The 14,162-nt window shown below is 29.2% G+C and carries 16 protein-coding genes; 5 read left to right on the top strand and 11 right to left on the bottom strand.

Translation table 11 applies throughout. The features are described 5' to 3' along the window. Positions 1-220 precede the first annotated feature (220 nt). Positions 221-652 carry a TerB family tellurite resistance protein gene (locus LACAL_RS03975; protein ID WP_013869417.1) on the top strand — a complete coding sequence of 144 codons (432 nt, stop codon included), beginning with the start codon at positions 221-223 and terminating at the stop codon, positions 650-652. A 32-nt stretch (positions 653-684) separates the two neighbouring features. Here the strand turns inward: LACAL_RS03975 and LACAL_RS03970 are convergent, their stop codons facing one another. From LACAL_RS03970 to fbp, 6 genes are all read right to left on the bottom strand, one after another. Then, entirely contained in the window at positions 685-2,214 is a 1,530-nt protein-coding gene (locus LACAL_RS03970; protein ID WP_013869416.1) for an ATP-binding protein, read from the bottom strand. A 94-nt stretch (positions 2,215-2,308) separates the two neighbouring features. Beyond that, the gene (locus LACAL_RS03965) at positions 2,309-3,832 is read right to left on the bottom strand and encodes an ATP-binding protein (RefSeq protein ID WP_013869415.1); all 1,524 of its coding nucleotides are present in this window, start codon (positions 3,830-3,832) and stop codon (positions 2,309-2,311) included. Positions 3,833-3,855: 23 nt separating this feature from the next. After that, positions 3,856-4,347: a Rab family GTPase gene (locus LACAL_RS03960; RefSeq protein ID WP_013869414.1), complete on the bottom strand. Its 492-nt coding sequence runs from the start codon at positions 4,345-4,347 to the stop codon at positions 3,856-3,858. Next, entirely contained in the window at positions 4,334-5,152 is an 819-nt protein-coding gene (locus tag LACAL_RS03955) for a hypothetical protein (RefSeq protein ID WP_013869413.1), read from the bottom strand. The genes LACAL_RS03960 and LACAL_RS03955 overlap by 14 nt, the downstream gene beginning before the upstream one ends. Before the next feature lie 15 nt (positions 5,153-5,167). Then, positions 5,168-5,521: a hypothetical protein gene (locus LACAL_RS03950; protein WP_013869412.1), complete on the bottom strand. Its 354-nt coding sequence runs from the start codon at positions 5,519-5,521 to the stop codon at positions 5,168-5,170. Positions 5,522-5,580: 59 nt separating this feature from the next. Continuing rightward, positions 5,581-6,588 (bottom strand): class 1 fructose-bisphosphatase, encoded by a 1,008-nt coding sequence (gene fbp / locus LACAL_RS03945; protein WP_013869411.1) that lies wholly within the window; start codon positions 6,586-6,588, stop codon positions 5,581-5,583. Between the two features lie 123 nt (positions 6,589-6,711). On the opposite strand from fbp, the gene LACAL_RS03940 reads away from it, so the two are divergent. Genes LACAL_RS03940 through LACAL_RS03925 form a run of 4 tightly spaced genes read left to right on the top strand, consistent with a single transcriptional unit; the run spans position 6,712 to position 11,323 of the window. Further along, a complete protein-coding gene (locus LACAL_RS03940) occupies positions 6,712-7,191 on the top strand; it encodes a GNAT family N-acetyltransferase (protein ID WP_013869410.1) in 480 nt (159 codons plus the stop codon). Beyond that, a complete protein-coding gene (locus tag LACAL_RS03935; protein WP_013869409.1) occupies positions 7,191-8,441 on the top strand; it encodes an aspartate kinase in 1,251 nt (416 codons plus the stop codon). Before LACAL_RS03940 ends, LACAL_RS03935 begins: the two co-directional genes overlap by 1 nt. Positions 8,442-8,480: 39 nt before the next feature. Further along, a complete protein-coding gene (locus LACAL_RS03930; protein ID WP_013869408.1) occupies positions 8,481-10,295 on the top strand; it encodes a lysophospholipid acyltransferase family protein in 1,815 nt (604 codons plus the stop codon). A gap of 11 nt (positions 10,296-10,306) precedes the next feature. Then, the gene (locus tag LACAL_RS03925) at positions 10,307-11,323 is read left to right on the top strand and encodes a carboxypeptidase-like regulatory domain-containing protein (RefSeq protein ID WP_013869407.1); all 1,017 of its coding nucleotides are present in this window, start codon (positions 10,307-10,309) and stop codon (positions 11,321-11,323) included. A gap of 8 nt (positions 11,324-11,331) precedes the next feature. On the opposite strand, the gene LACAL_RS03920 is transcribed toward LACAL_RS03925, so the two are convergent. The 5 genes from LACAL_RS03920 to LACAL_RS03900 form a co-directional block, all read right to left on the bottom strand. Continuing rightward, a complete protein-coding gene (locus tag LACAL_RS03920) occupies positions 11,332-11,658 on the bottom strand; it encodes a helix-turn-helix transcriptional regulator (protein ID WP_013869406.1) in 327 nt (108 codons plus the stop codon). Between the two features lie 92 nt (positions 11,659-11,750). Further along, positions 11,751-12,269, bottom strand: a complete 519-nt coding sequence (locus LACAL_RS03915) for a YtxH domain-containing protein (protein WP_013869405.1) — start codon at positions 12,267-12,269, stop codon at positions 11,751-11,753. Between the two features lie 48 nt (positions 12,270-12,317). Then, complete coding sequence (locus tag LACAL_RS03910; protein WP_013869404.1) at positions 12,318-12,704, bottom strand: VOC family protein; 387 nt, start codon at positions 12,702-12,704, stop codon at positions 12,318-12,320. Between the two features lie 30 nt (positions 12,705-12,734). Then, a complete protein-coding gene (locus LACAL_RS03905; protein WP_013869403.1) occupies positions 12,735-13,190 on the bottom strand; it encodes a DUF1801 domain-containing protein in 456 nt (151 codons plus the stop codon). 27 nt (positions 13,191-13,217) lie between these two features. Next, complete coding sequence (locus LACAL_RS03900; RefSeq protein WP_013869402.1) at positions 13,218-14,156, bottom strand: 2-hydroxyacid dehydrogenase; 939 nt, start codon at positions 14,154-14,156, stop codon at positions 13,218-13,220. Between the last annotated feature and the right edge of the window lie 6 nt (positions 14,157-14,162).

Here is a 14,162-nt window from a genome sequence, read left to right as displayed (position 1 = left end):
TAACTTAAATTTATAAATATAGAGTGCATTTGGTTACTGCATTAGTGATTGAACGGTTTGTTTGAGCTCTCTTGCCTTTAGGCAGAAGCGAGGAGTGAAAGCGCGGTATTTTGCTTCTCTTTAAAGGAAGTAAAATGAATGCCCAAAAAAAGAAAATTTTAATTTTAAAACATTTTAAGTTTGTCTATCTTTGAGGCACTTAAAATATTAAAAGAAATATATGTCATTTGCAGATTTATTTGATAGCGGTTTTAAAAAGCGCAACGAGGACCATTTTGCTTCTATAGTTAGAGTAGCAATGGATGATGGTGTTATTACAGAGGATGAAAAAAAGTTTTTAGACCGTTTGGCACGTAATTTAGATATTGGCGAAGGTGATTATGCTAAGATTTTAGAAGATTACCAGTCTCACCCAATTAATCCGCCACATTCTTACGATAGTAGATTGGAGCGTTTATATGATTTATCGCGTATGGTATATGTTGACCATATTAAAGGTGATCACGAAGAAATTTTATTAAGAAAGATTGCTGTTGGTTTAGGTTTTAACCCTGAAAACACTAAGTATGTTGTTGATAAGGCTTTAACTTTAGTAAGTAATGGTGTTGATTTAGATACTTTTATTGAAGAAATTAAGTTAATGAACAGGTAACACAATTTTTTTATAATAATATTAAGCAGGCTTTATTGGGCTTGCTTTTTTTTTACATTGTATTTAACTTTTCTTAAGAGTTCGGCTTTATTATAAGGTCTTCCTATATAGCTATTTATTTTTTTGTTTTTACAGTATTGCTCTTCTTGTGTTGAGGGTTTACTAGAAATAATTATAATTGGTATGTTGTTAAAATGTGAAAAATCTGAGTGGCGTATATATCTTGCTGTATCTAAACCATCCATTGTTGGTAGTTTGATATTTAAAATTACTGTATCGTAAATTTTACTGTGTAGGGCTTCTATTACGGCATCTCCTGTTTCTACGACATCTACATTAAATAGTTGTTTTGCTGTTAGGTGTTTTACTAAAAGGTTTTGTTCTTTTTGTAAGGGTTCTGCAATTAGAATTTTTGGTGCATTACTTGTTGCTGTGTTTTTAATATTTGTTTTAGATTTTTCATTTTCTTGATTATCGGCAATTTTAAAATCTAATGTTACTTTGGCTGTGGTTCCAATTTCTGGTTTACTTTTTATATTTATAGTTCCATTTAGGGCTTTAATTAGGTTTTTGGTTATTGCTAAACCTAATCCTGAGCCATCATTGTTTATGTTATTATTTATTTGGTAAAAGCTTTTGTATATATTTTCTAAATGGTTTTTTTCTATACCAATGCCAGTGTCTGTTATAGTAAATAGTATAGTGGCTTTGTTTTTATTTTGTTTTATAGTTTTAACATCTATAGTTACGTTGCCGTTTGTTGTAAATTTTATAGCATTTCCTATTAAATTGCTGGCTATTTGTGCTAGCCTAAACTTATCTGCAATTACATATTTAGGACAGTTTTTGTCTATATTTATAACAAATTTTAGTCCTTTTTCTTCACATTTTTTACTGTAAATTTCGGCTAAAATATTGAGTTCTTGTATTAAATTATATCTAATTTTATAGGCTTTAAAGTGATTTGCTTCAATTTTAGAAATGTCTAAAATATCGTTAATCATTGTTTTTAATCTGCCATTAGTACTTTTTATAATTTTTAAATTATAGCGTTGGTTTTGTTCAAGATTACTTTCTTCTAATTGGGTTACAAAACCATCAATACTAATTAGTGGTAGTTTTATTTGATGACTAAAATTGGCTATAAAATTATCTTTAAAAGCTTCTTTTTCTAGTAGAAGTTTGTTGTTAAAATCTAATACTTGAGATTTTATTTCAGCTTCATTTCTATTTTGTGCTACTTTTTGATATCTAATATACTGTGTTGTTAGGTTTTGAATTACTATTACTGCATTTTCATTTTTTTTGTTTGTATGTAAAGTAAGGTCTACCGAATGGTTTAAATTGTTTAATTTTAGATTTATGCACTCAAAATTATAAGTTTTATTAGGTGTATTTAATAGGTTGGTTATGCTTATAAAAAAAGGATGTAAGTTGTTTAATTTTTTTCCTTTTGAATTTTCAAATAATTGAGAATCACAATCTATAACTAATCCATTTTTGTCTACAATTAATATTTGGTTTGTAGATTCTTTATAGGAAGTGTTATAATCTTTAAGCATACATTTGGGATAAAACGTTTTGTAAACTAAAGATACAATTTTTTTAAGTATAGAAGACTGATGTTATAGCAAGTATTGTTTTATTAACTTATACTTAATTTAAGTGTTGAGATATTTTTTTTAATAATTGCCTTTCGTTAAAAGGTTTTTTTAAAATATCATTTATGCCTGCTTTTTTATAACGTTTAAGGTCTTCTTTAAAAACCTTAGCTGTCATGGCTATTATAGGAATTTTTCTATGTTGACGTTCTGGAAGACTTCTAATTTGTTTAGCAATTTCGTCTCCATTATGTTCTTTTAATTTAATATCCATTAATACCAAATCTATTTCGTTTTCGAATGTAGAAATTCTAGATATTACTTCTTCAGGCTTGGTAGCAATGTCAAGAAAAAACTGACCTTTTGTTGCTAATATTTTTAGCACAGATAGTTGTGTTATTTCTGAATCTTCAACTAATAGAATGTTGTATTTTTTATTAGTATCGAAAACAATATCTGTGGTTTTTCCTTTTTTTGGAAGTTTTAAACTTGAGTTTGATAAAAAATTAATGTTGGTTGAAAAGGTAGAGCCTTTTCCAAGTTTAGATTCTACATTAATTTTACTATTAGAGAGTTCTACTAAATGTTTAACAATAGCAAGACCTAAGCCGGTACCTTTATAATTGTCATTTTCATTTACTTGCGTGAAACTTGAAAATATGTCATTAAAATGTTCCTCTTTAATACCTATTCCTGTGTCTTTAATTTCAAAATGAATACTTGCTTTTTGTGCTCTAATTTGGTTTAAAGATACTGCTAGTGTTACACTACCTGTATGTGTAAATTTAATTGCATTGTCTAATAAATTAGTGATTACCTGTCTTAAACGTTTAGAATCACCACCTACAATTTCTGGTAGGTTTTCATCAAACTTATAGTTAAAGTCAATACTTTTTTGTTGTGCTTTTATTATGTAGTTTAATTTAATTTCTTCAAGTAGTTCTTTTAAATTAAAAGGGTCTATTGTAAGTTCTAATTTGCCTGCTTCTATTTTTGAGATATCTAAAATATCATCAATCATTTGTTTTAAAAAACTAGAAGAAGAATTTAGTATTTGTATATAATCTTTTTGTTGAGGATCTAATTGTGTTTTACTTAAAATATCTGAAAACGTTAAAATTCCTGTTAATGGATCTCTAAGTTCATGACTAAAGTTAGCAATAAATGTATTTTTAAATGCTTCTTTTTCTTTTAAATAAGTGTTTTTAAGTTCAAGTATTTGAGAGTTTATTACAGACTCATTTCTTACTTGTGCTGTTGTTTGATAATTATTGTAGTGATTTGTTAAATCATGAATAATTAATAGGGGTTTTGTATTGTTTGAAAAGGTTTTAAGTATAATGTCTACAGTAGCTTTAAAATTTGCTATGTTTAAATGTATACACGAAAAAGTAAAAGTTTCGTTTTTGGTTTCTAATAAAGGAAATACGGTTTCAAAAAAGGGATGTATATCTACAATATTTTCTTTGTTAGATACAGGAAAGAGCGTACTGTCTGTTTCTAAAACCTCACCATTAAGATCAACTACTAAGTGCTGAACTAAAACTTTTGTATACTTTTTTTTATACTCTTCTAACATATAATTAGCTGGTTTTTGCTTACTTATATAAGCGACTCTGCTAATTTAGAAAAAAGAATATCAACCTTATTTCCTGTTTTTGCACTTACATACAAATCCGTTAAACTGCCAAATTCATCGTTGTTCTGCTTAATAAATGACTTTGTAACCAAGTCTTCTTTATTTCCAACAATTGTAACTGGTGTTTTTGGTTGCTGTTTTTGCAAGAATTCAATTTCAGATTTAATATTCTTGTATGTTGCAGGTCTTGTTAAATCGTAAACGTAAATAAAGGCATTGGTACCTAGTAAATAGGATAATCTAGTATTTGTAATATCGTCGTTTCCTTCTAAGTCCCAAATTACTAAAGATACATCTGTATTTTTTTCTGGAACTGTTACGTTTTTTTTAAATATATGTACGCCTATTGTTACTTTGTAATCTTCGGTAAAAGTATTTTCAACAAAACGTCTAATTAAAGAAGATTTACCTACTCCAAAGTGGCCTAATAGTACTATTTTTTTAGAGATTTTCATTGCCGAAATATACTTTTAATTTCTTAGAAAAAGAATCATTGTCTTTTAAATCTTCTTTGTTTATGTGATTTTGTGCGAAGTCCAAAAGTTTGTCTTCTAATTTGTCTTTAAACATAACATTATATGCGCCAGAAATTACAACAGCTATGTAATAAGCAGAGAAGTTTTGTAGGTGAATATGAAAATTATTATATTCTATATATTGCAATTCTTGGTCACTTTTTTCAAAGGCATCTTCTGCAAAACTTTTAATGGCTGTTAGCATTCCTGCAACCATATCATCATCTATTGATTTAGTTTTAGAATATTCTGATATTATTATACCAGAACCCTTTTCTATTACCATAATTTGCTCTACTATAGGTTTAGCTAGTTCTTGTAAAATTAAATCACCTTCGCTTACACCTGTTTTTTTAGATCGAAACCTTCTTTTTAAACCTTCAAAAGAAAATGCTTTATTCATTTTAGAGTTAATCTCGTCTGATAGTTTTTGCATTTCGTGCTGTACATATTTTTTAATCATTTTTCCTATTATGGGAAATAATGCTTCTACTACAGCGTCTTGAGAGTTTTTAATTTCGGTTTTTAAAGCTTCGGTAATTGTTGGGCCAAGAGTTTTAGGGATTTCTATAATAAAGTTGTTTAGTTTATCGTCAATAATAGGGTTAACACGCTCAGAGAGTTTGTTTTGTTTATTAATAATTTCTTCTACAACCTTAAGTTTTTCTTCTACTTTTTGGGCATATTCTCGCTCATCTGTTAGTAAGATGTCTTTTAAAATATTAAGTTTTTCGTCTTGATTCATGGCGCGAGAATCAGGTTAGTTACTTATTTTCTCGCCTAGTTTAATTAGTAAATCGCCAAAAACTTTGCGGTCTAATTTTTTTTCGTCTAAAGTGTTTGCTTTATCGTCTAGTGAATTTTCAAGTTCAGTAATTCTAATATTAATATCTGTACTTAAATTATCTATGTTTTGAAGTAACTCTGCTTTTACTTCATCTACTAAATTCTCAAGTTCTTTTTTCTTGTTAAGTATATCTTGTTTAACAGACTCAAATTCATGGTTATATTCAACCATATTTTCACCAAAAATTAGCTGCTTAATTGCATCAATTTTAGATGTAGGATCTTGAGCGTTTGTTAATTGAGAATCGGTATTAGCGTCTTTAGCCATTATGCTATTAATAAATTATGTGTTATTAACAAATGTAACAAAATTTAAGTAAAGTTACACTACAAAGTTTTTTGCATAAATTCTTCTGCCTTTTCTACCATGTTTTTGCTTCCACAGAAAAAAGGTACACGTTGGTGAAGTTCTGTTGGTTCAATATCCAAAATTCTTGTAAAACCGTTACTTGCTTTACCGTTAGCTTGTTCTGCTAAAAAAGCCATAGGATTACATTCGTATAGCAAACGTAGTTTTCCTTCAGAATTTTTTGAGCTTTTTGGATATAAATAAATACCGCCTTTTATCATATTTCTATGAAAATCTGAAACTAAAGACCCAATATATCTTGAAGTATATGGTCTGTCGCCTTCTTCCATTTGGCAGTATTTAATATAATCTTTTACACCTTGCGGAAAGTGATTATAATTCCCTTCGTTTACAGAGTATATTTTACCATCTACAGGAAACTCCATATTTGGGTGAGATAAATATAAGGTTCCTAGTGCAGGATTTAATGTAAAACCATTAACACCATGACCGGTAGTGTAAACTAACATTGTTGAGGTACCATAAACCACATAACCAGCAGCTACCTGCTCGCTTCCTTTTTGTAAAAAATCGTCTATTGTTACAGGTGTTCCAACAGGTGTAACACGTCTATAAACAGAAAAAATTGTTCCAACAGATACGTTTACATCTATGTTTGATGAGCCATCTAAAGGATCTATTAAAACAACATATTTATTCTGGTTATTTTCATCCTGGCTATTTATAGAAATAAAATCGTCTTCTTCCTCACTTGCAATACCGCAAACAATATTTCTATTAGTTAAGGTTTGTATAAACTTATCATTAGCATAAACATCCAATTTTTGCTGGTCTTCACCTTGAATATTAGTATCTCCAGCTGCACCAGTAATATCTACTAAACCGGCTTTGTTTACTTCATGATTTACTACTTTTGCTGCTAGCCTTATAGAATTTATTAATCTTGATAATTCTCCAGAACTGTATCTAAAAGACGATTGATTTTCAATAATAAACTCTCCTAAGGTTTGATTTTTTCTAGACATGATATATAACTAATGCTTTATGCAAATATCGGTTTTTTTAACAAACTATATTAATTTCCATTATTTAAATATAGTACCCTATTTAACTTTAAGTTATATTTGATTTTCAATTTATTTTAAATTATGAATTATACCACACGTTTAGCAACAAAAAACGATATGGAGCATGTGTACAATTTAATTGTTGAACTTGCTGTATATGAAAAAGAACCAGATGCTGTAGAAATTACAGTTAAAGATTTGGAAAATGATGGATTTGGTGAGCATCCAAAATTTACTTGTTTTGTAGTAGAAAAAGACGCTGTAGTTGTTGGAGCCGCATTAGTTTACATGAGGTATTCTACATGGAAAGGAGAAGTTTTGCATTTAGAAGATTTAATTGTTAGTGAGGCTATGCGAGGTCATGGTTTAGGAACACTCTTACTAGATGAAGTTGTGAAATTTGGAAATAAAAAAGGTGTAAAGCGTATTTGTTGGGAAGTTTTAGACTGGAACGAATCTGCAATTGCATTTTATGAAAAAAAAGGAGCAAATGTTAAGCGCGATTGGGATGTTGTACATTTAAATGAAATTGGAATTAAAAGTTATTTAAAAAATATATAGTGCGAGTATTTAAGTTTGGAGGAGCATCAGTTAAAGATGCAAATGGAGTAAAAAATGTTATTAGTGTTTTAGAAAAAATTGGGCATGAAAACATATTAATTGTAGTTTCTGCAATGGGAAAAACAACCAATGCGTTAGAGGTTGTTATAGATAAATATCTTAACGATAAAGAAAATTACAAAAGTGAACTGCAAACTATAAAGCATTATCATCATCAAATTATGCTTGATTTATTTGGTAACACAAGGCCTGTAGTTTTTGAGTTGGTTAATGTTTTGTTTAAAGAGCTTTTACAATTTTTTACAAGTAACAAATCTCCAAACTACAACTTTATTTACGACCAAGTTATAGGTTTTGGAGAATTAGTATCTACAACAATAATTAGTAACTATCTTAACGAGAAACATTTTAATAATACATGGCTAGATGTTAGACAATGTATTAAAACCGATGACTATTATAGAAGTGCAAATGTAGACTGGAATTTAACTCAAGATATAATTACCAAAGTAGTTAAACCAAATACTTTGTATATAACTCAAGGTTTTTTAGGTAGTGATAGTAATAACTTTACAACAACCTTAGGTAGAGAAGGCAGTGATTATACAGCAGCTATTTTTGCCTATTGTTTAAATGCAGAAAGTGTAACTATCTGGAAAGATGTACCAGGTGTATTAAATGGAGATCCTAGACATTTTAAAAATACACAACTGTTGAATACAATATCTTATACAGAAGCTATAGAACTTGCCTTTTATGGCGCCTCTGTAATACACCCAAAAACATTGCAACCATTACAAAGAAAAGAAATTCCACTGCACGTAAAATCTTTTTTAAATCCAGAAAACAACGGCACAACAGTAGATAAATCTATAGGAATAGAACCGCAGTTACCATGTTTTATATTAAAACAAAACCAAGTACTTTTATCTTTGTCAACTTTAGATTTTTCGTATGTAGTAGAAGAAAATATAAGTGAAATATTTAATTTGCTATCTCATTACAAAATGAAAGTTGATGTCATACAAAACTCAGCAATTAGTTTTTCGGTATGTATAGATAATAATTATAACAATCTTGAAAAATTATTATTGCACTTAAAGGCAAAATTTAAAGTAACTTGCCACGAAAATGTATCATTATATACCATTAGGCATTATGATGAAGCCTCTATTAAAAATCTAGAGAAAGATAAAACCGTGTTACTTAAGCAGTTGTTTCAACAAACAGTGCAAATAGTAACTCAATAATCTTTTTGCTTACATTTGTAAGCGTTAACAAATAAAAATATGTCGTTAGTAACAGCCAAAGAAGTCTCAAAAGCAATCCATTTAGATAAGTATGGGGTGTTTGGTACATTTGCTGGTTGGCTATTAATGAAGACTTTAAAAATTTCTACTTTAAATAAGATTTACAACCGTAATAAAGATTTAAAAGAAATAGAATTTTTAGATGCTATTTTAAACGAATTTCAAATTAAATTTGAAATTCCCGAAGAAGATTTAAAGCGTTTACCTAAAGACGGAGCATATATAACAGTATCAAACCATCCATTAGGAGGAATTGACGGTATTTTACTTTTAAAGTTAATGCTAGAAAAACGAGACGATTTTAAAATTATAGCAAACTTTCTCTTGCATCGTATAGAGCCAATGAAGCCATATATAATGCCCGTAAATCCATTTGAAGATAGAAAAGATGCAAAATCCAGTATCGCAGGATTTAAAAATGCAATTATGCATTTAAGAGAAGGACATCCATTGGGTATATTTCCAGCAGGAGAAGTATCTACCTATAAAGATGGTAAATTAATGGTAGATAAACCTTGGGAAGAAGCTGCTATGAAATTAGCTCAAAAAGCTAATGTGCCAATAGTTCCAATTTATTTTCACGCTAAAAACAGTAAGTTGTTTTATAAACTTTCAAAAATTAGTGATACGTTTAGAACAGCTAAATTACCTTCAGAGTTGCTTACTCAAAAAAAGAGAACTATTAAAGTAAGAGTAGGTAAACCAATAACAGTAAAAGACCAAAACGAGCACAAGACTTTAGAAAGTTTCACCGCATTTATACGTCGTAAAACATATATGCTTTCTAATAGTTTTGTGCCAAAAGAGAAAAGTATAAGTTCATTTTCTTCAAGTTTAAAAATACCAAAAACACCTAAAGCAATTGTTACTCCTATAAGCAAAGAGGTAATGATAGCAGAAGTTACAGCTCTAAGAAAAAACGATAAGCGATTACTAGAAAGCAAAAACTACGAAGTATTTTTAACCGAAGCAAAAGGAATACCAAATATAATTACAGAAATAGGTAGGCTTAGAGAAATAACATTTCGTGCCGTTGGAGAAGGAACTAATGAAGCTATAGATTTAGATAAGTTTGATAGTTACTACTGCCATATGTTTTTATGGGATAACGAAGCAAAACTTATAGTTGGAGCGTATAGAATGGGCTTAGGCTCTCAAATATTTGCAGCTCATGGTATAGATGGATTTTATTTGCAAGACTTATTTCGTTTTGAACCAGAATTGCATAAAATGATGAGCGAATCTATAGAAATGGGACGCGCATTTATTATAAAAGATTACCAACAAAAACCAATGCCTTTATTTTTACTATGGAAAGGTATTGTACATACAACATTACGTCATCCAGAACACAATTACTTAATTGGTGGTGTAAGTATTAGTAATCAATTTTCTGAGTTTTCAAAATCTTTAATGATTGAGTTTATGAAATCTCATTATTACGACCCTTATGTGGCACAATACGTTCACCCAAAAAAGGAATTTAAAGTAAAACTTAAAGACGCAGATAAAGATTTTGTTTTTGAAGAAACTGAAGCCGATTTAAACAAGTTTGATAAAATAATAGATGAAATAGAACCAGGAGCTTTAAGACTACCTGTATTGCTTAAAAAATACATTAAACAAAATGCAAAACTAGTAGCATTTAATGTAGATCCATTATTTAATAACGCTGTAGATGGTTTAATGTACATTAAAATATCAGACCTTCCAGAAAGTACAGTGCGTCCAGTAATGGAAGAATTTCAAGCAGAATTAGAAAGTAAATTTCCAAATACAACCACAGACAATTAAAATATTTAAAAGTGAAATTTTTAGTTTTTATATATGCTTTATGTTTTAGTATTACATGTAAAGCACAAGAACTAAAAGGCATTGTATTAAATGTAAATAATAATGAACCTATAGTTGGAGCATCTGTATATTTTGATAATACCTCAATAGGAACCATTACAGATTTTAACGGTGAATTTTATATAGATTTAAAGCAAATGGTTAATTCACCATTAGTAGTTTCTTATGTAGGTTTTAAAACACAAATAGTTTATTTAAAAGAGTATAAAACAATAAAAACCTTTAAACTAAAAGAAGATATAAATACTCTTGATGAGGTTGTTCTAGATAGTAAAGATGAATGGTCAAGGTCATTTAAACTCAAGCAGTTTAGGAGAGAGTTTTTAGGAGAATCTAAATTTGCAAAGCAATGTAAAATTTTAAATGAAGACGCTCTAATACTAAATTTTGAACGTGAAACAAAGCAACTTATAGCATCAGCAAATTCTCCTATTATTATAAAAAACGAAGCTTTAGACTATATAATTAAATATGATATTAAAGACTTTGCCATTATCTATAATATTAATTTAGAATCTAATTTAGATTTAGAAAAAGCTTTTAAAACAGTAGCATCTGTTGTGTATTCTGGTACAACTTTTTTCGAAAACATAAAATCTAAAAAGCACAAACGTGCTTTACGAAACAGAAAGCAAGCGTATACTGGATCTACACTACATTTTATGAGAACTATTGCCAATAAAAGTTTTAAAAAAGAAAAGTTTAAAGTGTTTAAAGGTCAATACCAAACAGACCCATCATTATACATTAAAACATTTAAAAACGACAGTTTAAATGTTACAGAAGTTGAGCTTTTAATGAAACTTAACATATTATGTAAAGGCAGGCAATCTGCAATTAAAAGTGAAGTAAAACGGTTTTATATTGATGCTTTTGGAAACCACTCTCCAATAGATAAAGTGCTTTTTGGAGGCTTTATGGCCAGACAACGTATTGGAGATTTCTTACCAGTAAACTATGGTTTATAATTACGTGTTTATTTACTACAATTTATTTGAGTTTTAACAAAAAAATCGTTGAGTATTCGTCTGCATTCATTTAGCTTATCTTTATTAATAGAGTAAAATAAACTCTTGCCTTTAACAGTTTGACTTAGCAAACCTGTTTTTCTAATTTCGGCTAAATGCTGAGAAATTGTAGGTTGTGCTAAACCTATAGCTTTAACTAGCTCGTTACAATTACAGTGTTGGTTTTCGCTAATATGTTGTATGATTGAAACTCTTGCAGGATGTCCAATCATTTTAGTGAAACTAGCAATTTCATTTTGTTGTTTATCAAAAATATGACGTTTAGTAAAGCCCATAATTAATAGTTTAAATAACGTGATATTGCAATATTACAATAAAAATATTTAAAATAAAACCTAAAGCAGTAACCTTAGGTTTTAAAATTTAATTATTTACCAAATAATCTTTGAAAAAAGTTTTTGGTTTTTTTTGAAGTTTCTTCAATAACTTCTTTAGCTTCTTCTGTAAAATCTTCAAGTTTATCTCCTGCTTCATTTACAATATCATTAGCTTTTCCTTTTACATCATCAAAAGCTTCTTTGGCATCGTCTAACAATTCTTTTCCATCTTCGTTTATAAATTGTGTAGTTTTTTGTTTTGCTTTTTCGAAGGTTTCTTTAGCGTCTTCTTTTAATTCTTCAAGCTTTTCTTCAGCTTCATTTGCGATTTCTGAGGCTTTAGTCTTTGCTTTATCTACAATTACTTTGCTGTCTTCATTTATAAAACTTGAGGCTTTATCTTTTAAGTTGTTTAATTGTTCTTTAGCATCGTCTGCTATAGTTGATGCTTTGTCTTTAAAATCTTTTAAAGAGTCTTTAGTTTCTTCGGCGAGTGTTTCTGTTTTTTCTTCGGCATTTTCAATTTTTTCTTTAATCTCGTCTTCGAAGTTTTTGTTTTCTTCTGCCATTAATTTAGTTGTTATAGGGTTGGTTTTATGGTAAACAAGTTACATTTTTTATTTAAATGCTTGGTCTATAGGTTCCCATAACTCTATTTTATTACCGTCGTTATCTAAAATCCAACCAAATTTTCCGTATTCATATTCCTCCATTTCACCAACAATAGTAACACCTTCTTCTTTTAAAGTTGCTAGTAATTCTACTAAATTTTCCACACGGTAATTAAACATAAAGTCTTTTTTAGAAGGCTCATAATATTTAGTGTCTTCACTAAATGGTGACCATTGTGTTGAACAGTCATTACCGTCTTTATCTTTCCACCAGAATGTACTACCGTAATCGTCTGTATTAAAACCTAGATACTTTTTATACCAATCTTTTGAGGCTTTTGGATCTTTTGTTTTAAAAAATAATCCACCAATTCCTGTTACTCTTTTTTTCATTTCCTTTTTTTAAATATTATTAATTAATATCTATTTTTTTATAGTTTTCTCATAAATCTCAATCCACTCTTTTACAGTTATTTTACCTAACAACTCTTGTATTAAATCGTAAGGTATAGCATCTGGTTTTTTAAACCTAATACAGCTTTTTCCCATGTCTAACTTGTATTTACTGTGTTTAGGGTATTCGTTTACAAACCAATCGTGCAATTCTTTGTTAGCATAAACTCCAGAGTGGTAAAGTGCTATGTAGTTTTTTTGTGATGCTAGATTTATAAATGGTAGAGGTGGAAATGGTTTGCAATGGTAACCGTTTGGATAAATAGTTTTTGGTACATAATATGCTAACATACCATAACCTATTCCCGACTCTAAACCTTTTGGCATGTGCTTTTTTATTAGATTATGTAATTTTGTAACAGGTGCTTTTCTATCTTCTGGGAGTTGTGCTATATACTCTTCTGGTGTTTTTGCTTTTGAGGTCATTATAATTTATGTTTAATCTGTTTAAAGTTAGCAAAATTTTTCTTGAATTTTGTTAACTATAGTTTGTGCTAGTTTTTCTTTACTTTCTATTGTCCAACCTGCAACGTGTGGCGATAAAATAACATTTTGAGACTTAATTAAATACTTAAATGGTTCTGGCATATTATTGCTAGTAAATAAATTTTCGAATGATGATTTTTCGTATTCTAAAACATCTAATCCTGCACCTAATATTTTTCCAGATTGTAATGCGGTTACCAAATCTTTTGTAACTACACTTTTACCGCGTGCTGTATTTATTAACCAAAATGGTTTTTTAAATGCATTTATAAAATTTGTATTTACCATGTTTATGGTTGATGGGTTTTCTGGTGTGTGTAAGCTTAATACATCTACCTGTTCTTGAAGTTGTGATAAGTTTACTTGCGTTGCGTTACTGTCTCCAATGTTTGTTTTTAAATCGTAGCATAAAACGTTAACATCAAAACCGCGTAGTTTTCTTGCAAAGGCTTTACCCATATTACCATAACCTATTATACCTACGGTTTTACCATCTAACTCTAAACCTCGGTTGTCTTCACGCAGCCATTGCCCGTTTCTTACTTCTCGATCTGCTTTGTTTAGCTTATTAAATAAAGATAATAGCATTGCTAAACTGTGTTCTCCAACAGCATTTCTATTTCCTTCTGGTGCTGCAATAAGTGTTATGCCTTTTTGCTCTGCATAATCACAATCTATATTTTCTAATCCTGCACCTACACGACCTATAAATTTTAGATTTGTTGCTGAATCTATAAAGGCTTTATCTATACTAAATCTACTTCTTATTATAAAACCATCGTACTCATGAATGCTTTTTTGAATGTTTTCTTTTGAATCTACATAATTCTCATGATTTGTAAAGCCTAAGGCATTAAGTTGATTTATTAATAATGGGTGATTGCTATCTATATGTAATATCTTCATTTTACT

The sequence above is a fragment of the Lacinutrix sp. 5H-3-7-4 genome (genome assembly GCF_000211855.2).
Taxonomy (GTDB): domain Bacteria; phylum Bacteroidota; class Bacteroidia; order Flavobacteriales; family Flavobacteriaceae; genus Lacinutrix.
The sequence above is the reverse complement of the archived record's forward strand: the minus strand, read 5'-3'. Positions and strand labels throughout refer to the sequence as shown.

Bases quoted from the DNA above. Each gene is read 5' to 3' on its own strand.
- LACAL_RS03920 (WP_013869406.1), bottom strand. From the start codon at position 11,658: ATGGGCTTTACTAAACGTCATATTTTTGATAAACAACAAAATGAAATT.
- LACAL_RS03900 (WP_013869402.1), bottom strand. From the start codon at position 14,156: ATGAAGATATTACATATAGATAGCAATCACCCATTATTAATAAATCAA.
- LACAL_RS03930 (WP_013869408.1), top strand. From the start codon at position 8,481: ATGTCGTTAGTAACAGCCAAAGAAGTCTCAAAAGCAATCCATTTAGAT.
- LACAL_RS03905 (WP_013869403.1), bottom strand. From the start codon at position 13,190: ATGACCTCAAAAGCAAAAACACCAGAAGAGTATATAGCACAACTCCCA.
- fbp (WP_013869411.1), bottom strand. From the start codon at position 6,588: ATGTCTAGAAAAAATCAAACCTTAGGAGAGTTTATTATTGAAAATCAA.
- LACAL_RS03910 (WP_013869404.1), bottom strand. From the start codon at position 12,704: ATGAAAAAAAGAGTAACAGGAATTGGTGGATTATTTTTTAAAACAAAA.
- LACAL_RS03970 (WP_013869416.1), bottom strand. From the start codon at position 2,214: ATGCTTAAAGATTATAACACTTCCTATAAAGAATCTACAAACCAAATA.
- LACAL_RS03975 (WP_013869417.1), top strand. From the start codon at position 221: ATGTCATTTGCAGATTTATTTGATAGCGGTTTTAAAAAGCGCAACGAG.
- LACAL_RS03915 (WP_013869405.1), bottom strand. From the start codon at position 12,269: ATGGCAGAAGAAAACAAAAACTTCGAAGACGAGATTAAAGAAAAAATT.
- LACAL_RS03950 (WP_013869412.1), bottom strand. From the start codon at position 5,521: ATGGCTAAAGACGCTAATACCGATTCTCAATTAACAAACGCTCAAGAT.
- LACAL_RS03955 (WP_013869413.1), bottom strand. From the start codon at position 5,152: ATGAATCAAGACGAAAAACTTAATATTTTAAAAGACATCTTACTAACA.
- LACAL_RS03965 (WP_013869415.1), bottom strand. From the start codon at position 3,832: ATGTTAGAAGAGTATAAAAAAAAGTATACAAAAGTTTTAGTTCAGCAC.
- LACAL_RS03960 (WP_013869414.1), bottom strand. From the start codon at position 4,347: ATGAAAATCTCTAAAAAAATAGTACTATTAGGCCACTTTGGAGTAGGT.
- LACAL_RS03940 (WP_013869410.1), top strand. From the start codon at position 6,712: ATGAATTATACCACACGTTTAGCAACAAAAAACGATATGGAGCATGTG.